This window comes from Nonomuraea sp. NPDC049504 (assembly GCF_040676845.1).
Classification (GTDB): Bacteria; Actinomycetota; Actinomycetes; order Streptosporangiales; family Streptosporangiaceae; genus Nonomuraea; species Nonomuraea salmonea.
On sequence record NZ_JBFAPT010000015.1, the window covers coordinates 93,368 to 111,745 of the forward strand.

21 protein-coding genes are annotated in these 18,378 nt (G+C 72.6%); 12 read left to right on the forward strand and 9 right to left on the reverse strand.

Annotated elements, in window-relative coordinates; translation table 11 throughout:
• Positions 1 to 26: 26 nt before the first annotated feature.
• Both AB0K28_RS27470 and AB0K28_RS27475 read right to left on the reverse strand, forming a co-directional pair.
• Entirely contained in the window at positions 27 to 737 is a 711-nt protein-coding gene (locus tag AB0K28_RS27470; RefSeq protein ID WP_364375484.1) for an ABC transporter ATP-binding protein, read from the reverse strand.
• Positions 724 to 1,539 carry an ABC transporter ATP-binding protein gene (locus tag AB0K28_RS27475; protein WP_364375487.1) on the reverse strand — a complete coding sequence of 272 codons (816 nt, stop codon included), beginning with the start codon at positions 1,537 to 1,539 and terminating at the stop codon, positions 724 to 726. Before AB0K28_RS27475 ends, AB0K28_RS27470 begins: the two co-directional genes overlap by 14 nt.
• A gap of 294 nt (positions 1,540 to 1,833) precedes the next feature.
• Here AB0K28_RS27475 and AB0K28_RS27480 point away from each other — a divergent pair, with 294 nt between their 5' ends.
• On the forward strand, positions 1,834 to 3,216 hold the full coding sequence (locus AB0K28_RS27480) for a tannase/feruloyl esterase family alpha/beta hydrolase (protein ID WP_364375490.1): 1,383 nt from the start codon (positions 1,834 to 1,836) through the stop codon (positions 3,214 to 3,216).
• On the opposite strand, the gene AB0K28_RS27485 is transcribed toward AB0K28_RS27480, so the two are convergent.
• Positions 3,209 to 4,090, reverse strand: coding sequence for a LysR family transcriptional regulator (locus AB0K28_RS27485; RefSeq protein ID WP_364375492.1), 882 nt, complete (start codon positions 4,088 to 4,090; stop codon positions 3,209 to 3,211). The two genes, AB0K28_RS27480 and AB0K28_RS27485, sit on opposite strands and share 8 nt — an antisense overlap.
• A gap of 111 nt (positions 4,091 to 4,201) precedes the next feature.
• On the opposite strand from AB0K28_RS27485, the gene AB0K28_RS27490 reads away from it, so the two are divergent.
• Both AB0K28_RS27490 and AB0K28_RS27495 read left to right on the forward strand, forming a co-directional pair.
• The gene (locus AB0K28_RS27490; RefSeq protein ID WP_364375495.1) at positions 4,202 to 5,389 is read left to right on the forward strand and encodes a CoA transferase; all 1,188 of its coding nucleotides are present in this window, start codon (positions 4,202 to 4,204) and stop codon (positions 5,387 to 5,389) included.
• A gap of 78 nt (positions 5,390 to 5,467) precedes the next feature.
• Positions 5,468 to 6,829 carry an SLC13 family permease gene (locus AB0K28_RS27495; protein WP_364375498.1) on the forward strand — a complete coding sequence of 454 codons (1,362 nt, stop codon included), beginning with the start codon at positions 5,468 to 5,470 and terminating at the stop codon, positions 6,827 to 6,829.
• A 4-nt stretch (positions 6,830 to 6,833) separates the two neighbouring features.
• Here the strand turns inward: AB0K28_RS27495 and AB0K28_RS27500 are convergent, their stop codons facing one another.
• The 4 genes from AB0K28_RS27500 to AB0K28_RS27515 form a co-directional block, all read right to left on the reverse strand.
• Positions 6,834 to 7,400, reverse strand: coding sequence for an NUDIX domain-containing protein (locus tag AB0K28_RS27500; protein WP_345394815.1), 567 nt, complete (start codon positions 7,398 to 7,400; stop codon positions 6,834 to 6,836).
• Between the two features lie 183 nt (positions 7,401 to 7,583).
• Positions 7,584 to 8,162, reverse strand: a complete 579-nt coding sequence (locus AB0K28_RS27505; protein WP_345394812.1) for a cyanamide hydratase — start codon at positions 8,160 to 8,162, stop codon at positions 7,584 to 7,586.
• Between the two features lie 60 nt (positions 8,163 to 8,222).
• Positions 8,223 to 8,807, reverse strand: coding sequence for a TetR/AcrR family transcriptional regulator (locus AB0K28_RS27510; protein WP_364375501.1), 585 nt, complete (start codon positions 8,805 to 8,807; stop codon positions 8,223 to 8,225).
• Positions 8,785 to 9,693, reverse strand: coding sequence for an alpha/beta fold hydrolase (locus AB0K28_RS27515; RefSeq protein WP_364375504.1), 909 nt, complete (start codon positions 9,691 to 9,693; stop codon positions 8,785 to 8,787). Before AB0K28_RS27515 ends, AB0K28_RS27510 begins: the two co-directional genes overlap by 23 nt.
• 60 nt (positions 9,694 to 9,753) lie before the next feature.
• Here AB0K28_RS27515 and AB0K28_RS27520 point away from each other — a divergent pair, with 60 nt between their 5' ends.
• The 7 genes from AB0K28_RS27520 (at position 9,754) to AB0K28_RS27550 (ending at position 15,281) form a co-directional block, all read left to right on the forward strand.
• Positions 9,754 to 10,698: an acyltransferase domain-containing protein gene (locus tag AB0K28_RS27520; RefSeq protein WP_345394803.1), complete on the forward strand. Its 945-nt coding sequence runs from the start codon at positions 9,754 to 9,756 to the stop codon at positions 10,696 to 10,698.
• 87 nt (positions 10,699 to 10,785) lie between these two features.
• Entirely contained in the window at positions 10,786 to 11,334 is a 549-nt protein-coding gene (locus tag AB0K28_RS27525) for a VOC family protein (RefSeq protein ID WP_345394800.1), read from the forward strand.
• A gap of 64 nt (positions 11,335 to 11,398) precedes the next feature.
• Positions 11,399 to 11,542, forward strand: coding sequence for a hypothetical protein (locus AB0K28_RS27530; protein ID WP_364375508.1), 144 nt, complete (start codon positions 11,399 to 11,401; stop codon positions 11,540 to 11,542).
• A gap of 150 nt (positions 11,543 to 11,692) precedes the next feature.
• Entirely contained in the window at positions 11,693 to 12,472 is a 780-nt protein-coding gene (locus tag AB0K28_RS27535; RefSeq protein ID WP_364375511.1) for a glucosamine-6-phosphate deaminase, read from the forward strand.
• 4 nt (positions 12,473 to 12,476) lie between these two features.
• Complete coding sequence (locus AB0K28_RS27540; RefSeq protein ID WP_364375514.1) at positions 12,477 to 12,620, forward strand: hypothetical protein; 144 nt, start codon at positions 12,477 to 12,479, stop codon at positions 12,618 to 12,620.
• A gap of 1 nt (position 12,621) precedes the next feature.
• Positions 12,622 to 13,794, forward strand: coding sequence for an amidohydrolase family protein (locus tag AB0K28_RS27545; RefSeq protein ID WP_364375517.1), 1,173 nt, complete (start codon positions 12,622 to 12,624; stop codon positions 13,792 to 13,794).
• Positions 13,791 to 15,281 carry an altronate dehydratase family protein gene (locus AB0K28_RS27550; protein WP_364375520.1) on the forward strand — a complete coding sequence of 497 codons (1,491 nt, stop codon included), beginning with the start codon at positions 13,791 to 13,793 and terminating at the stop codon, positions 15,279 to 15,281. The genes AB0K28_RS27545 and AB0K28_RS27550 overlap by 4 nt, the downstream gene beginning before the upstream one ends.
• 195 nt (positions 15,282 to 15,476) lie before the next feature.
• Here AB0K28_RS27550 and AB0K28_RS27555 read toward each other — a convergent pair whose 3' ends face one another.
• On the reverse strand, positions 15,477 to 16,466 hold the full coding sequence (locus AB0K28_RS27555) for a LacI family DNA-binding transcriptional regulator (protein WP_364375522.1): 990 nt from the start codon (positions 16,464 to 16,466) through the stop codon (positions 15,477 to 15,479).
• A gap of 191 nt (positions 16,467 to 16,657) precedes the next feature.
• Complete coding sequence (locus AB0K28_RS27560) at positions 16,658 to 16,780, reverse strand: hypothetical protein (protein WP_364375524.1); 123 nt, start codon at positions 16,778 to 16,780, stop codon at positions 16,658 to 16,660.
• An 83-nt stretch (positions 16,781 to 16,863) separates the two neighbouring features.
• On the opposite strand from AB0K28_RS27560, the gene AB0K28_RS27565 reads away from it, so the two are divergent.
• Both AB0K28_RS27565 and AB0K28_RS27570 read left to right on the forward strand, forming a co-directional pair.
• Positions 16,864 to 17,109 (forward strand): hypothetical protein, encoded by a 246-nt coding sequence (locus tag AB0K28_RS27565; protein ID WP_364375527.1) that lies wholly within the window; start codon positions 16,864 to 16,866, stop codon positions 17,107 to 17,109.
• Positions 17,106 to 18,362 carry a mannitol dehydrogenase family protein gene (locus AB0K28_RS27570; RefSeq protein WP_364375529.1) on the forward strand — a complete coding sequence of 419 codons (1,257 nt, stop codon included), beginning with the start codon at positions 17,106 to 17,108 and terminating at the stop codon, positions 18,360 to 18,362. Before AB0K28_RS27565 ends, AB0K28_RS27570 begins: the two co-directional genes overlap by 4 nt.
• The last annotated feature ends 16 nt before the right edge of the window (positions 18,363 to 18,378 follow it).

An 18,378-nucleotide genomic window follows, 5' to 3' on the forward strand; every position in this document is an offset into this window, starting at 1 on the left:
AGGGGTGGCGAATCGTCCATATGTCGTCAGATTCCGAGGTATTCGAGGAGCTGGTGCTCGCGTTCGCGTACCTGGTCGCGGTCGAGCGACTCGACGATCCGCCCTTCGGCCAGCAGGTAGTGGCGGTCGGCGACCGTGGCGGCGAAGTGCACGTTCTGCTCGACCAGCAGCACCGTCGTGCCCGCCGCGCGCACCTCGCGCAGGATCTCGCCGATGCGCTGCACGAACAGCGGCGACAGGCCCTCGGTGGGCTCGTCGCAGAGCAGCAGCCTGGCGCCGGTGCGCAGCACCCTGGCCAGCACGAGCATCTGCTGCTCGCCGCCCGACAGCGTGGTGCCGGGCGAGCGGCGCCGCTCCTTCAGGTGCGGGAACGTCTCGTAGACCCGCTCCAGCGACCACGGCTCCGGGCCGCCGCCCTTGACCGGCGGCGCCAGCGTCAGGTTCTCCTCCACCGACAGCGTCGCGTAGATGCCGCGGTCGTCGGGGACGTAGCCGAGGCCGCGCCTGGCCCTGGCGTGCGGGGGCAGCGCCGTGACGTCGGCGCCGGACAGCGCGATCGTGCCGGTCGTCCTGCCGTACGTGCCGTGCAGGCCCATCAGGCAGCGCAGCAGCGTGGTCTTGCCGGCGCCGTTGCGGCCGACCAGGGTGACGATCTCGCCCTCGTCGACCTGCATGGACACCTCGCGCAGCGCCTGCGCCTCGCCGTACCAGGCGGACAGTCCCTCAACGCGCAGCATCGGCGTCTCCGAGGTAGGCGGTGATGACGCGGGGGTCGTGGCGGATCTCGGCGTACGCGCCCTCGACCAGCACCTTGCCGTGCTGCAGCACGGTCACCTGGTCGGCGAGGCTGGCGACCACGTTCATGTTGTGCTCCACCATGACGACGGTGCGGCCCGCGCGGATGGTGCGGACGAGCTCGATGGTGCGGTCCACGTCCTCGACGCCCATCCCGGCGGTCGGCTCGTCGAGCAGCAGCACCTTGGGGTCCATGGCCAGCGCGAGCGCCAGCTCGAGCGCCCTTTTGCGGCCGTACGACAGCGAGCCGGCCGGGACGCCCGCGTGGCCCGCGAGCCCGACCCGGTCCAGCAGCTCGGCGGCGGGCGCGGCGAAGCGTTCCAGCGCCCGGTCGGAGCGCCAGAACCGCCAGCCGAGGCCCGTCGGCCCGGCCAGCGCCAGCTCCACATGCTGCTGCGGGGTCAGGTCGGTGAACAGGCTGGTGATCTGGAACGAGCGCGCCACGCCGAGCCGGCTGATCGCCTCGGGGCTGCGGCCGACCAGCTCCCGGTGCCCGTCGATCACCACGCTGCCCGCGGTGGGCTTCAGGAAGCCGGTGAGCAGGTTGAACAGGGTGGTCTTGCCGGCGCCGTTCGGCCCCACCAGCGCGTGCACGCTGCCCTCGGCCACGTCGAGATCGACGCCGTCCACGGCGCGGAACCCGCGGAACTCCCTGACCAGCCCGCGCGCCCGCAGCACCGGCCCGGCGGGCGGGCTCGCCGCCTGCGCCGCGGAACCCGCGGAGCCCGTGGGGCCTGCTCCCATGCGCCCTCCTCACGTGTCACAACGCGACCTCGGACACCGTGAACGCTAGGTCGCGCCCACGACGGCGGACCAGGTGAGGCACCCACACATTCGGGCCGCCCGTTATGCGGTGACACACACCGGTACGCGGCATCCGGCGCCTGTTCCGGCCTTCCGGCCGGCCGATCGGGCTCTCACCGGCGAACCGGTGGACACCCCCTCCACAGGTCGCCGCCGAACAGTGGAGATCACGTACGTCGCCGCGCCGGGAACGCTGGATCAGCATGGCGTCCGTCTGATCGATGGGAGTCGCACATGCCTCTGTCCCTTCGCCGAACGTCTCTCTCCGCCCTGATGGCCGCGCTCGTGGCGATCCCCCTGGCGCCGGTGGCGTCCCCCGCCGCCGCGGACGCCCGCTGCCACGGCATCAACCGGCTGCGCGTGCCCGGCGCGCAGCACCAGGTCGCCGCCTGCCTGGACGACCTCACCACGGCCGGCACGCTCGCCTCGGGCCACACCGACCAGGCCGACTGGCAGGGCCTGCACGCGGCCGGCACCCGCAACCCGAGCGGCGTGCCCGGCATCCAGATCGACGGCTACTTCGCCGACACCTCCACCGCCAACCCCACCCACGGCTGGAACCACGACGCCCAGTTCGTCATCCGCCTCCCCGAGCGGTGGAACGGCGGGCTGGTCGTCGCCGGCGCGCCGGGTAACCGCCGCCAGTACGCCAACGACTACACGATCGCGGACTTCGTGCTGGCCAAGGGGTACGCCTACGCCTCCACCGACAAGGGCAACGTGGACGCGAACTTCTACCACGACGGCAAGCGGCCGGGCGACGCCATCCGGGAGTGGTACCACCGGATGACCGAGGTGACGGTCGCCGCCAAGGCCACCGTGGCCCGCCACTACGGCCGGCAGGCGCGCAGGACGTACGCGATGGGCATCTCCAACGGCGGCCAGCTCGTCCGGTGGGCGCTGGAGAACCACCCCGAGCTGTACGACGGCGGCGTCGACTCCGAGGGCACCTACTGGCCGCCGGGCGGCCAGCAGCGCAACGCGCTGACGTACCTGCCGGTGGCGCTGCGCGAATACCCCAAGTACAAGGCGACCGGCGACGAGCAGGCGCACGCCGCGATGCTGCGGGCGGGCTTCGCGCCGGGCTCTGAGTTCCTGTGGGACTTCAACTACAGCGTCCTGTGGGACGGCACCCAGCGCCGCTACCGCGAGGAGGTGGACCCCGGCTTCGACGGCGACCTGGACGCCGGCATCCCGTACTGCCAGAGCGGCACCCCCAACTGCGACGCCGACTACGACTACGCCAATCGCCCGAAGAGCGTGCACGACGCCGTACGGCGGGCCTCCCACTCCGGCCGCATCGGCAAGCCGCTGATCACCGTGATGGGCACGCTCGACACGCTGCTGCCGATCAGGGTGCACGGCGACGCCTACGCCCAGGCCGTGCGCGAGCAGGGCAGGGGCGCGCTGCACCGCTACTACCGCATGGAGGGCGCCTCGCACCTCGACATCGAGTACGACATGTTCCCCGACCGCATGCGGCCCCTGCTGCCGTGCATGCGGACGGCGTTCGAGGCCCTGGAGCGCTGGACCGACCGCGGCAAGCAGCCGCCGCGCAGTGCCACCGTCCCCCGCGCGACCTCGGGTGACCTGGTCAACACCTGCGCCATCAGCTGACCAGCTCGCCCGCCCGGTCCCTGATGAGCCGGCGCACGATGAGCGCGGACGGCGACGGCCTGCTGTCCTGACGCTGGGTCAGGCACAGGTGCACGGGCTCTGCGTCGGACAGCGGGAGCCACACCACGTCGGTGATGTCGGCCGAGGTGTCGAAGCGGGCGAGCACGCCCAGCCCGACCCCTTGGCCGACCATCACCTTGACCGTCCGCGCCGACATGGCCTGCACGACGACGTCGGGGGCGGGCACGTGCCGGTGCAGGGTCTCCCACATGACGGTGCCCGCCCGCATGGTGACGACCGGCCAGCTCTCCAGGTCACGCCACTGCACCTGGTCGCGGCCCGCCAAGGGGTGGTCGGTACGCGCGTACACGCCGACCGGCGCCGACGCCAGCGGGATCCTGCGCAGTCCCGGCGCGGCCGGCCCGGCCGGCATGGTGACCACCCCGAAGTCCAGCTCGCCGTCCAGCACCGCCGCCTCGACGGCCGCCGACGCGCCCTCGCGCACGCTGAACCGCAGCCCCGGGTGATAACGCCGCAACCGGCCCACCACCGGCGCGATCACGGTCTCCACGGCCACCGTGACGCCGCCGATCTGCACCCGCCCGCGATAGGAGCCGCTCGTCTCCATCGCCGACTCGCGCACCGCCTCCTCGGCCGCGACCAGCCTGCGCAGCGGCTCGATCAGCGCCTGGCCGGCCGGCGTCGGGTGCACGCCGTGCCTGCTGCGGGTGAGCAGCACGACGTCGAGCTCCTCCTCCAGCAGGGCGATCTGCTGCCCGACGGTCGGCTGGCTGACCCCGCACCTGGCCGCCGCCGCACGCAGCGAGCCCGTCTCGATCGCCGCCAGGAAGTATCGCGCCCGTTCCACCCGCACCGCGCCACCATAAAGGCGAATCCTTTCACCTGTGAATCCCTCCGCCGTCTTCCCGCCGCTCCGGCTGAGGGGGATCGTGACCCTCGTACTCTCGGGTGAAAGGAAAGTTCTTTGTCTGATCGTCCGCTCAGCGGAGTGCGCGTCCTGGACGTGTCGACGATCCTGGCCGGGCCCCTGGCGGCCGCGCTGCTCGGAGAGTTCGGCGCCGAAGTGATCAAAGTCGAGCATCCCGCCACGGGCGACCCGGCCCGCCACTACCCGCCCCTGGAGGACGGCGAGTCCGCCGCCTGGACGATGGTCGGGCGCGGCAAGCGCAGCGTCACCATCGACCTGCACCACGCCGAGGCCGCCGGTCTGGTCGGGCGGCTGGCCGCGGCCGTGGACGTCGTCGTCACCAACTTCCGCCCCGCCACCCTGCGCCGCTTCCGCATCGACTTCGACGACCTGCGCGCCTACCGGCCCGACCTGGTGATGGTGCAGGTGAGCGCGTTCGGCAGGACCGGCCCCTACGCCGACCGGCCCGGCTTCGCCCGCGTCGCCGAGGCGTTCGCCGGCCTCACCCACCGCACCGGCTCGCCCGACGGGCCGCCGATCTTCGCCGGCTATCCCGTGGCCGACGGCGTCACCGGCATCTACGCCGCGTTCGCCGCCATGCTCGCGCTGCGCCAGCGCGACCGCACGGGGCAGGCCCAGCTCGCCGACATCCCCCTGTACGAGCCGCTGCTGCGGATGATGGAGGACTTCATCGTCGAGTACGGCGTCACCGGCGAGAACCGCGAACGCCAGGGCAACCGCAACCCGCACATCAGCCCGAACGACCTCTACCGCACCCGCGACGGCCGCTGGCTCGCCCTGCCCGCCTCGACCGAGCAGATGTGGCGCCGGCTCGTCAAGGTCATGGACGCCGACGACCTCGCCGTCCACGACACCATGACCGCCCGGCTGGACCACCGCACCGAAATCGAGGCGCGGGTCGCCGCCTTCGTCGCCGCGCACGACCTCGACCCCCTGATGGCGCTGCTCACCGAGGCCGGCGTGGCCGCCGGACCGGTGAACACCGCCGCCGACATCTGCGCCGACCCGCACATCCGCGCCCGCGGCTCGATCGTCGAGGTGCCCGACGCCAGAACCGGCCGCCCCCGGCTCATGCAGGCCCCGGCCGGCCGCTTCTCCGGCTTCGACCCCGCACCCGGCACCCCCGCCCCCGCGCTGGGCGAACACACCGCCGACGTCCTCCGCGACCTCGCCGGCCTCACCGACTCCGAGATCCAAGCCCTGCACCACCGAGGAGTGGTCTGACCGACCTGACCCTGACACCCCCCGAGCGAACCGTCCCTGCCCGCGCAGGGCTCGCCTGACCGACGGAAGAGGCTGCCCATGACCCTGGCGACCCTGTCCATCATCGTGCTGGCCGGACTGCTCGCGGCCACCCTGATCCCCGGCTTCGACCTCGGGCTCGGCGCCCTGGCGGCGGCGTTCCTGCTCGGACTCGCGGCCGGCGTCACCGAGAACGACGTGACGGCGTTCTTCCCCGCCGACTTCTTCGTGCTCATCGTCGGGGTGACCGCGCTGTTCGCCGTCGCCCAGCACAACGGCACCCTCGACTGGCTGCTCGACCTGCTGCTACGGCTGGCCGGCGGGCGGCTCGTGCTGATCGCGCTGGCCCCGTTCGCCATCGGCGCCGTCCTCACCGCCGCCGGCACCCTGCCCGCCGCCGCGACCGCCATCGTCTCCCCCATCGCGCTCGGCTTCGCCGCGCGCTACCGCATCTCACCGATGCTCGCCGCCGTGCTCGGCGTCACCGGCATCATCAGCGGCCTGCTGTCACCCCTCGCCGTGTACGGGGTCACGGCGCGCGAGCTGAGCGGCAAGCTCGGCATCGGCCTGCCCGGCTCCGCCCCGGTCACGTTCCTGGCCGGGGGCCTGCTCGCCGGGCTCGTCGTGTGCGCGGGCGTCCTGGCGGTGGGCCGCTGGAAAGGCGGCATCCCCCGCGGCCGCACCTCAACGCCCGCCGAAACCCCGACCACCCCCGTCCCTGCCACGGAAGCGCCGGGCGCACCGGCTCCGGTGGCGCCCGTCCCCACCCCGGCTTCTCCCGGGAGCGGCGCGGTGACGGTGACCGCTGAGCCGGAGGCGCCTGCCATGGCGCCGCAGCGGTCGGGGGCTCGCGCCTTCACCCTGGTGTGCATGGGTGCGGTGGTCGTGTTGTCCGTCGGGTTCGACATGAACGTGGGGTACCTCGGCCTGACCGCCGCCCTGATCCTGCAACTGGCGTTCAGGATGCCGATCGGCGAAGTGGTGTCGCGGATCCCGTGGAACGTGGTGCTGCTGATCGGCGGCCTGCTGACGTACGTGGGGCTGATGCAGCACCTGGGCGCGTTCAAGCAGATCAGCGACCTGCTCGGGGTGACGGGCGCGCCGCTGCTCAGCCTGCTCGTGCTGTGTTACGTCGCCGGCATCACGTCCTTCGCGGCCAGCTCGATCGCGGTGTTCGCGACCGTCACGCCGCTGCTGCCCCCGCTGGTGGACGCCAGTCTATCCCCGGTCGGCGGCGTGCTGGCCCTGGCGCTGGCCTCGGTGCTGGTGGACCTCAACCCGCTGGGCATCACCGGCGGCCTCATCCTGGGCGCCGCCGAGCCCGCGGTGCGGCCCAGGCTGTTCCGGCAGCTCCTCACGTACGGACTGATCTCGATCGTCGTCGCACCGGCCCTGACCTGGGCCGCCTTCGGATGGTGGTGAGGCGTCACGCCCCTACGGCGTCGATGAGCTTCGCGGTGAAGCGGTGCATGTGCGGGTCGAGCCGCCCGGCCGGCTCGTCGAGCACCTCGCGCGGCGACAGCCATCTGATGCCGGCGAACTCCCCCTCGTCGTAGGAGGTGACGGTGTCCGCCTCCAGCAGGAACCAGAGCGAGACGTCGGTGTGCGGGTGCGCGCCCCTGGTCCGCGTCGCGGTGGCGAAGAACGGCCGCCGCCCCGCGACGGGACCCGGCCGCGCCGCCATGTGCAGCTCCTCCTGGCACTCCCGCTCGACGGTCTGCCACACCTCCTCGCCCGGCTCGACGTGGCCGCCGCTGGGCAGCCACAACCCCGCCTTGCGGTGGTCGACGAGCAGCAGCCGCCCGTCCGGGTCCATGACCACGGTGTAGGCGACGAGATGCGGGTCGGGGACGTCGGGCGCGTCCGCCCGGTGCAGCGGGGCGCCGCTGTCGATCCAGGCGAGCGTCTCGGCGAGGTGCGCGGCCTCCTGCTCGTCCCACGGGGTGATGCCGGCGACCTGCCGCGCCAGCCGCTCTCGGAATCCGTCCGCCATGATCGCCACCGTACGGGAAGGCGCGGTTGTCGGGTGTTCACCGGACACCGGACGGGCCCGCGGAGCCGTAGCGTGGGGACGGTTGCTCGGGCGGCGTGGGTCAGGGGTTCTCGCGTCGCCCGCATCACCCGGGCGGCCGGTAGGCGCCTCCTTCGCCGGGGCGCCGGTCGCCTGGTTCTGACCTCAGCTGTCGAGGGGGTTGGCGGCCATCCGCTCGGCGAGCGCGTTGCGCACCGACCGGGCGGCGGCGCTGCCGGGTTTGCGGCGCGCCTGGTCCTCGAAGGCGGCCAGGAGGCCGGCCGGGAAGTCGCGGCGGGGATGGCGGGTGAGCACGTCCGCGCGTACGTGGTCGGGGAACTGCTCGTGCCATCGCCCCACCACCTCGAAGCTCGACGCGACCTGGAGGACGTGCGCCTCGGGGTCGTCGGCGGCGGGCACGTCGGCGCGCATGTGCAGCACGATGATCTCTTCGGCTCTGGCGGCCCGCTCGTCCGGCCAGCCGGCCGCCGTGCAGAAGACCCAGCCGAGGCACCCGCCCGCCTCTTCGAACGGCACCGTGTGGCTGTCGAACGCCTTCGTCAGGCCCATGTCGTGCAGCAGGGCCGCGACGGAGAACAGCTCGTCGTCGATGGCGATGCCGTGCGCCGCGGCGTACGTCGTGCCCCACAGGCGGGTGCGGACGCAGTGGTCGAGCAGCGCCGGCGGATAGAAACGCCGGGCCACCGTCAGTGCCGCCGTGGTGGCGGGAGTCTCCGAGGTCACGAGTCGAGTGTCCGTCACGGGAAAGGCCGCGGCCCGGTGGTCAGGGGTGCGTGTCGCCGGTCAGTCCTGCTCGAAGAGGCGGTCCAGCCGGTAGTCGATGATGTCGAGGGCGTCCTCGTGGCTGCGCTGGCCGCTGAGGACGCTGGAGGTCAGGCCGTTGGCGAGGGCCAGCAGGGACGCGACCTCGATGCGCGGGTCGCGATCCGCGGCGATGGCGCCGGTCAGCCGTACGGTGAGGAAGTCCTCCAGCGCGTCGGGCAGGGTGAGGCCGGCGGCGGCGAGCGCCGGGTCGGTGAGCGCGGCCGTGTAGTAGGCGGTCCAGGCCAGGGAGTCGAGGCGGCTCTGCTCGTCGTACGGGACGATCGTCGCCAGCACGGCGGCGAGCAGCTCGCGCGGCGCCGGCGTGCCCGAGTCGGTGATCCGCCGCCTGACCCGGTGGTTCATGCGGGCGCCCAGCTCGGTCAGGCCTGATTCGAGCAGGGCCTGCTTGTTGGCGAAGTAGTACTGGACGACGCGCAGCGAGACCCCGGCCTCGGCGGCGATCTCGCGCATCGACACCGCCCCCAGCCCGCGCGTGCTCGCGATGCGCAGCAGCGCGTCGGTCAGCTGCCGCCGCCGCTCGTCATGATCCACCTGTCGGGGCATGCGCGTCTCCCGCCTGCTCGGTCCCGGGAAAGGAGAGGATACGGTCGGCGACCAGCTCGGGGGCTTCGACGGACAGCGAATGGCCAGCGCCAGGCACGATCTCGACCCGCCAGGACGGCACCACCTCCGCCAGCCGGGCGGCCAGCGCCCCCACGTCGAACAGCGCGCTGCGAGCGCCCATCAGCACCTGTACGGGCACGGACACCGCGCGGAGCTCCTCGTCGCGGTAGCCGGGCGGGATCGGCACCCGCCGGCGGAAGGACCAGCCGGCCCGCAGCAGCGCCACCAGCCCGTCATCGCGTAACACCCCGTTGTTCACCAGGCCGGCCGAGCGGCGGCGCAGCGGGCCCGGCAGCATCGAGGCGAGGGCCCCGGCCGCCGCCCACCGGACGAACCTCCTGGACAGCGGCGCGAGACCGCCGGGGTCCACCAGCGTCAGCGCCGCGACCCCGCCGCCTCCCGCACGCTGGTGCTCCATCGCGGCCCACCCGCCGGACGAGAAGCCCGCAAGGTGCGCGCGCTCGGCTCCGACGACGGCGAGCAGGTCGGCGACCCAGCCGCCGATGTCGGCGCCGCTCGTGAGCGGGCAGCGCTGGATCGAGCGGCCCGGCTCGCCGAGCGGGTCCACGGCGAGGACGGGCCTGGCGCGGGCGAGCGGCTCGATGGAGGCGTGCCAGGCGAGCGCGTTCCCCCCGGCCCCGGCCAGGAGCACGATGGGGTCGCCGGCCGTGGGACCCGCGCGATGCACGCGGACGGTGCCGGCGCGGGTCTCGACGTCGAAGGCGTCCACGGGCACCGGCCACAACTCTTGGACCACGCGGTCGTAAACGGCGTGGTAGCGGTCACGGGCACGGTCGCTGGTGAAGGCGGACGGCTGGTCAGGCATGCTGGCGACCTCCTTATGGATACAGTCGTATCCTAACCTATCGCGAGTAAAGTCGGCGAGATGAAGCTTGACGACATCGCCTCCCGGCTCGGGGTTCCCCTCGAGGACGTCGAGCGCGTCCATCGCCTCGCCGGCGATCTCCCGTCCGCGCCGCTGCCCGCCAAGACCGACGCCCCCGCGATCCTCGACCGGCTCGCCGTACGCCCCGACGACGCCGCCGAGATCATGGAGGGCTGGCCGGACCCCGATTCCCCGCTGTGGACGCCGGAGCTGCGCTGGCTGCTCGACCGCGCGACCGCCATGGTCCGCGCCGACCTCGGCGGTTACGGCTGGTTGCCGTTCGGCCCCTCGCTGCCGCGCGATCGGGGCCCCGCCTGGCGGCACCTGTACGTCTACGCCTACCTCGCGCTGATCGACGTCGTCCTCGGCTACCACCGCGACCACGGCGTACCCGAGGACGTGTCCTGGACGACCCTCGCCGACCTCGGCCGCAACCTCGCCGTCGACCGGCGGATGGAGCGCGAGGGCTGGCCGGTCATCCAGAGCTGGCTGACGCTGCACGTCCGCGGCGGCCTCTACGAGCTGGGCCGGCTGCAGTTCCACCGCGGCGACACCGCCGTTCAGCTGCACATCCCCGAGTCGGGTCCGCTGACCCCCGAGGCCATCGACGCCTCGCTCGACCGGGCCCGCGCGTTCTTCCCCCGCCACTTCCCCGACGAGCACCGCACGGCGTTCTCGTGCGGCTCGTGGCTGCTCGATCCGCAGCTCAGCGAATATCTGCCGGCCGACTCCAACATCGTGCGGTTCCAGCGCAGGTTCGAGCTGGAGCCGTACGAGGAGCCCAAGGGGATAGACGCCGACGTCGAGGTGCTGCGGTTCGTCTTCCGCACGCTGACCACGCCGCTCGACCAGTTGCCGCGCCGCACCGCGCTCCAACGGGCGGTCATCGACCACCTCAAGGCGGGCCGCCACTGGCAGTGGCGCGACGGCCGCTTCCCCATCTGAAAAGCGGCCGCATTCAGGACATCAAGTGGCCGCACCGCTGGCGACCATACGTGCATCCCTTCGTTCAGCTTGCTGAAAGGACGCACCATGACCGCAGTGCCCGCGGGTTCCAACACCGTGAACCCGTTCATCGTCACCGACGACGCCGCCGGACTGATCGACTTCCTCATCGCGGTGTTCGGTGCGGTGGACGTGCCCGAGGCCCGTACGAACGACAAGGACGGGCTCATCCTGCACTCCGAGCTGCGCGTCGGCGACTCACTGCTGACCATCGCCGACCGCAAGCCCGACTGGCCGTTCACGCCGGCGCTCACCCGCGTCTACGTGGACGACGTGGAGGCCACCCTCGACCGGGCGGCGGCGCGCGGGGCCCGCATCGTGACCCGCCCGACCGACTTCTTCGGCGACACCCTCGCCCGCTTCCAGGACCCCTCGGGGAACCTGTGGTGGGTGTACCGCCACGACCCGGCGGCGGCCGAGAGCACCTGGAGCGACTCCGACGAGGCGTCCTGGTCGGCGGACGCCGCCGACCAGGACGCCGGTGACTGGACGGGCTTCACCTCGCCGGAGCTGGAGTACATCCACGAGACCCTGGTCGACACGATGCGCTCGCTGAAGGACCCGCGCGATCGATGATCCGCTGTACGTGCGGAAACGCCTGAGGGATGCTGGACGCCTGCCGTCCCGGAGGAGGATCGACGTGATGAACATCGGGCTGCCCGACGTGCTGATGTTGCTTTTCTCCTGGGTCATTCCAGCGGCAGTCGTCCTCTTCTTCCTTTACTGGACGATCAGGCTCGCCATCAGGCACGAACTCCGGCGGACGGACGCGCGCCGCCCGTAGCCGGCTTGCAGCGATTGCCACACGGACGTTCGTGTGGCAATCGCTTCCACGGGGATCACCGCAATCGTCCCCGGGACGGTCGCTGCTCCTCCTTGCAAGTGCTGCATGCGTTTGCAAAGGTGGTGTACGCCCAGCCCGAGGAGGAGCACCTTGTCCACCCCACTGACCCGGTTCACGGCGGACAGCCTGCCCGTCGAGGTTCACCCGAGCGAGGCGGACCTGGGCCGCGCCGCGGCCGAGCGCGCCGCCGCGACCATCAGGGACGCGGTGGCGCGGCGCGGCACCGCCCGCGTCGTCATCGCCACGGGAAACTCCCAGTACGCGTTCACCGACGCGCTGCGCGAGCAGGGGATCCCGTGGGATCGGGTGACGGTCTTCCACATGGACGAGTACGTCGGCATCGCGGCCGACCACCCCGCCTCGTTCCGCCGGTGGATCAAGGAGCGCATCGAGGACCCGTTCGCGCCCGCCGCCGTCCACTACATCGACGGCAACGCCCCCGGCCCCGAAGCGGAGTGCGCCCGTTACGAGGCCGAGCTGCGTACGCTGCCGCTCGACCTGGTGTGCATGGGCGTCGGCGAGAACGGCCACCTGGCCTTCAACGAGCCGCACCAGGCGCGCTTCGACGACGACCGGTGGGCCAGGGTGATCACGCTGACGCAGCGCTCACGCGAGCAGCAGGTCGGCGAGGGCCACTTCGCGACCGTCGCCGACGTGCCCGAGACCGCGATCTCGCTCACCGTGCCCGCCCTGCTGGCGGCCGCGTCGGTGCAGGTGTGCGTCCCCGAGCAGCGCAAGGCCGCCGCCATCGCCGCCACCCTCACCGAGCCGATCTCACCCGCCTGCCCCGCCACGATCCTCCGCCGCACCTCCCACGCCACCCTGTTCCTCGACCCCGACTCCGCCGGCAAGCTCGACCTGCCGCGGTGATCGGGTGCTCCGGTTCGAAGGCGGCGCCGACGTGACCCCTCCTGAGGGCGTCCGCTACGCCACGGACGCGACCCTGACCGGCGGCCCCATCCGAAAGCGCGGTGACGTGGAAGTGATCCTGACCTTCCCCCATCCGGAAGCGTGGTGACGTGGGCGTGATCCTGACCGGTGGCCGGGTGGTGCTGGCCGAGGGGGTTCGTGATGACGTGGACGTGGTCGTCTCGGGTGAGCGCGTCGCGGCGGTGGCGGCGCGCGGGAGCCGTGCCGACGGGCAGGCGATCGACGTCGGTGGACGGCTGGTCACGCCGGGGCTGATCGACCTGCACGTGCACGGGTTCGCGGGCGCGTGCTTCGACGAGGGGCCCGGCCAGGGGGTCGCGGTGCTGCGTGGCCTGGCCGGGCAGGGGGTCACCAGCGTGCAGGCGTCGCTGGTGTCGGCCTCCGTCGGGCGGCTGGAGGAGTTGCTGGCCGGGTTCGGCGGCGTGAACCGTACCGTCGAGGGCGGCGCGGAGCTGCTCGGCGTCCACCTGGAAGGGCCGTTCCTGGCGGCGGCGCAGTGCGGCGCGCACGACCCCGCCGTGCTGCGCCCGCCGACCACCGCGGACGTCGGCGTGCTCCTGGAGCACCGCGACGTGCTCAGCATGATCACGCTCGCCCCCGAGCTGCCCGGCGCCGTCGCGGCCACGGCCCGCCTCGCCGCCGCCGGGGTCGTCGTCGCCGCCGGTCACAGCGAGGCACGCGGCGACGACCTGCGCGCGGCCGTCGACGCCGGGCTCACCCACGTCACCCACCTGTGGAGCGGCCAGTCGAGCACGATCAGGCAGGGCCCGTGGCGGCTGCCCGGCCTGCTGGAGGAGTCGCTGGCCGCCGACCACCTGACCGCCGAGGTGATCGCCGACGGCCGCCACCTGCCGCCCGCGCTGCTGGAGATCGCCCGCCGCTGCGTGGGCGATCGCCTGTGCGTGGTTTCGGACGGTACGCCCGGCACCGGCCTGCCGCGCGGCGCCCGCTACCGACTCGGCACCGTGACCTGCGAGGTCGGCGACGGCGTCGGGCTCGTGGTGGGCGCGGACGCGTTCGGCGGCTCCACCTCGGCACTGCCCGCCATGCTCCGCCACCTGACCGGCGACCTCGGCTGGCCCGTGCCCGAGGCCGTGGCCGCCGCCACCGCCACGCCGGCGCGGGTGCTCGGACTGACCGGCCGCAAGGGCGTGATCGCGCCCGGCGCCGACGCCGACCTCGCCGTCTTCGACGAGGGCTTCCATCCGTGGGCGACCGTCCTGCGCGGCAGGTGGATCGGCCCAGAAGGGAACAGCGCATGACCAGAGTCATCCGGTTGCGGGAGGGCGACACGGTCGCCGTCACGCTCGGCGGGCTCGCCGCCGGCGACCCCATCGGGTACGGGCTCACGGCGGCCCAGGACGTCCCGCCCGGCCACAAGGTCAGCCTCACCGCCGTCGAGCCCGGGGCGGAGGTCATCAAGTACGGCCAGGTCATCGGGCACGCCACCGAGCCCATCGCGCCCGGCCGCCACGTGCACACGCACAACCTCGGCTTCCACGACACCGAGCGCGCCGAGGTCGTCCCCACGCCGGGGACGGTCGTCCCCCAGGAGCCCGAGACGTTCCAGGGCATCGTGCGTCCCGACGGCCGGATCGCCACCCGCGACTACGTCGGCATCATCACCTCCGTCAACTGCTCGGCGACCGTCGCCAAGCTCATCGCCGACCAGACCCGCCGCTCAGGGGTGCTGGACGCGGCCCCGCACGTGGACGACGTGGTCGCCATCACCCACGGCAGCGGATGCGGGCTGGCCTCCGACGGCGAGGGGCTCGACCTGCTGCGCCGTACGCTGTCCGGCTACGCCGCCCACCCCAACTTCGGCGCGCTGCTGGTGCTGGGCCTCGGCTGCGAGGTCAACCAGATCGCCGAGCTGGACCTGCCCGCCGGCACCCCGATCGCGACGATGACCATCCAGGAGGCGGGCGGCACGGCGGCGGCCGTGCGCAAGGGCGTCGAGGCCATCCGCGAGCTGCTGCCCGCGCTCGACGTGACCCGCACCCCCGTGCCCGCCTCGCACCTGGTGCTCGGGCTCAAGTGCGGCGGCTCCGACGGCTACTCCGGCATCACCGCCAACCCCGCGCTGGGCGTCGCCGCCGACCTGCTGATCGCGCAGGGCGGCACCGCGATCCTGGCCGAGACGCCGGAGATCTACGGCGCCGAGCGGCTGCTCGCGGCCAGGGCCGTGGACGAGAAGGTCGCGCGGGCACTGCTCGACCGCATCGACTGGTGGCGCGACTACACCGCGCGGCACGGCGGCTCCCTCGACAACAACCCGTCCCCGGGCAACAAGGAGGGCGGGATCACCACGATCCTGGAGAAGTCGCTCGGCGCGGTCGCCAAGGCCGGAAGCGCGCCCTTGACCGGCGTCCACGGCTTCGCCGAGCCCGTACGACAGCCCGGCCTCGCCTTCATGGACACCCCCGGCTACGACCCCGTCTCGGTCACCGGCATGGTGGCCGGCGGCGCGAACATCGTCTGCTTCACCACGGGACGCGGCTCCGTCTACGGCTGCAAACCGGTCCCGAGCCTGAAGCTCGCCACCAACAGCGACGTCTACCGGCGCATGCGCGACGACATGGACATCGACTGCGGCCCGATCGCCACAGGCGAAGCCACGATCGATGAGATCGGCCGCGCCGTCTACGACCTGATCCTGGCCACCGCATCAGGCTGTCAGACGGCCAGCGAACTGCTCGGCTTCGGCGACGAAGAATTCGCCCCCTGGCACCTCGGCGCCGTCATGTGACCCGGCCGAGCGCCATCATGTGATCCGGCCCAGCGCCATCATGTGATCCGGCCCAGCGCCATCATGTGACCCGGCCGAAAGGTCGCGAGGAACAACCCCGAGGCTTCTCGCCCCGCCCCGCGTGCGTCACAGGACAGGACCGACGCGACACCTCACCTCCCAACGCGGCGCCCGGCCGGCGGGGAACATCGGTGGTCAGGAGGCGGGGGCTGGGGTGGTGGAGCCGCGGACCACCAGGCGGGTTTCGAGCTGGACGACCGGGGGTTCCTCGTCCGTCGGGTTGGCGATCATGTCGAGGAGCAGGTCGACGGCGGCCATCCCGGCCTCCGTGCCCGGCACGTGGATGGAGGTCAGCGTCGGGTACGCCATGCCGGACATCGGGCTGTCGTCGATGCCGATCACGCTGAGGTCCTGGCCGACCCGTACGCCGCGCTCGGCCAACCGGGTCATCAGGCCGAGGGCGATCAGGTCGTCGTAGGCGATGACCGCGGTGACGTCGCCGGCGTGCACCAGGTCGGCGGCCCGCACTCCGGCCTGGACCTGCGGCTCGAAGGGGCCGTACTCGACCAGCTCGATGTCCTGCGCCAGGCAGGCCGCGACGACGGCCTTGCGCCGCTGCGCGTTGGACCACGAGCGCCGTGGCCCGTTGAGGTAGGCGAGCTTGCGGTGGCCGAGCGCGGCGAGGTGCTCGACGGCCTCGATCATGCCGTCGGCGTTGTCGACCAGGACGTTGGCCGCGCCCTCGACCCGCCGGTTGACGAACACGATGGGCTTGAGCCTGGCCAGCTCGGCGAGCCGCTCGTCGCCGGTGCGCGGCGAGACCATGATGAGCCCGTCCACCCGCTTGCGGAGGATCTGCGCCCGCTCCACCTCGTCGCCGGGGTGCTCGTCGACGTCCGTGATGATCACGGTCTTGCCCTTGAGGCCCGCCCGCGCCTGGATCGCCTTGATGATCGGCGGGAAGAACGGGTTGGCGATGTCGGGCACGATGAGGCCGAGGATGTCGTGGTGCCCCGAGATCAGCGAGCGGGCCGTCTGGTTGGGGACGTAGCCCAGTTCGCGGGCCGCGCGGCGAACTCTCTCGCGCGTGTGCACGTTGACCTTGTCGGGGTCGGACAGCGCCCGCGAGACGGTCGACGCAGACAGCCCCGTTGCCTGAGCGACGTCCGCAAGCGTGACTGGCATGTGCCTGACCCTCCTGGTTTGCTGCAACGAAGGCGACCATATCGCAGGTGCGTACCGGCCGAAGCGACCGCGTTTGCAAGATAATGCTGCCATTGCGGCCATCGATTGCGTAGCCCGCGCCGCCCCCACGACGCGGCCGGGGAACCGTACACCGGGGCGGACCTCTACGAGCGCGACCCCTACCATCGGGGTCAGGCGGGCAGCGGCACGCTCGCGAGCCCGGCGGTGTGCGCACCGGCCTGTACGGCCTGGCGTACGAGCACCAATACCCCACCGACACCTATCTGTACGACGACGAGATCGACATCGAGCACGCCTACTCCGCGCTGGTCGCTACCGGAACGGCGCAAGTCTGGCGTACACCCTCGACTTCTCCTCACCCTGGGAGGGCTTCCGCGTGGTGATCAGCGGCACCCACGGCCAGATCGAGTCCCGCCACGGCAGGACCCCGGACTGCACCCCTTTGCCCGGCTCCGGCACGTTCACGTTCTCCCCGCTGTTCGGCACGCCGGAGCCGGAGTCGCTGCGCCTCGGCCTGCCCGCCGACGCCCTGCAGGGGGCGCTCGCGGTGGCGACGGGCGAGGCGATCTGGCGTTCGGCCGTCGAGCGGCGCCCGATCGACATCGCCGAGCTCCTGTCATGATCTTGCACTTCGGCCTCGGTGCCTTTCACCGCGCCCACCAGGCCGTCCACACGCAGGAGGCGGGCGACGGCTGGACGATCTGCGCCGTCGCGCCGCGCTCCCCCGACGTCGTGCGCGCGCTGCGGGACCAGGACCACCGCTACACGCTGCTGGTACGCGACGGCGAACGCGTCTCCGCCACCGAGGTCACCTCCATCCGCCGCACCCTGCACGCGCCGACCGAGGCCGAGCAGGTCATCCGGTACGTCGCCGACCCCTCGGTCCGGGTGATCACGCTGACGATCACCGAGAAGGCGTACGCCGACACCGCGCCCGGCAGCCCCATCGGTTTGCTGGCGGCCGGGCTGTCCCGCAGATCCGCCGCCGGCGCCGGTCCTGTGGCGGTGGTCAGTTGCGACAACCTGCTGGCCAACGGCGCCCGCGTACGTGAGGCCGTGCAGCACGCCTGCGGCAATGTGCCGGAAGGCGTGTCGTTCCCCGCCACCGTCGTGGACCGGATGGTGCCCGCCACCACCCCCGACGACCTCGCGACCGCGGAACGGCTGACCGGGCGGCCGGACCTGGCGGCCGTGGTGGCCGAGCCGTTCAGCCAGTGGGTGCTCCAGGACGACTTTCCCGGTGGGCGGCCTTCCTGGGAGCGGGCGAGGGCGCGGTTCGTCGCGGACGTGGAGCCGTACGAGCAGGCCAAGCTGCGGGTGCTCAACGGCGTGCACAGCGCGCTCGCCTACACGGGCGCGCTGACCGGCCACGAGCACATCGCCGACGCCCTCGACGACCCGCCGCTCGCTCACCTCGCCGAGCGACTGCTGGCCGAGGACGTCCTGCCCACCCTGACCCCGCCTCCCGGCGTGGACCTGCCGTCGTACGGCGAACAGGTGGTGACCAGAATGCGCAACCGCGCGCTGCGCCACCGCTGCTCCCAAATAGCCATGGACGGCTCCCTGAAGGTCCCGATCCGCCTCTTGGGCACCGCCCGCGACCGCCTCGCCGCCGGCGCCTTCCCCCAGTGGACCTGCCTAGCGGTGGCCGCCTGGCTCAGGCACGTCACCGTCTCCCTGGACGACGCAGGCCACCCGGTGGACGTCAACGACCCCCGAGCGGAGGACCTCCGCCGCCTGGCCCACGCTCCTGAACGCCTGCTCGCCGAGGTGGCCCCCGACCTGGCCGACCACCCAGACTTCACCACCCACCTCCGCAACACGCTGTCCGACTTCGCAGAACACGGCGTCCGAGCAACCCTGACCCACGCATGACCCCCTCCCGACCCCG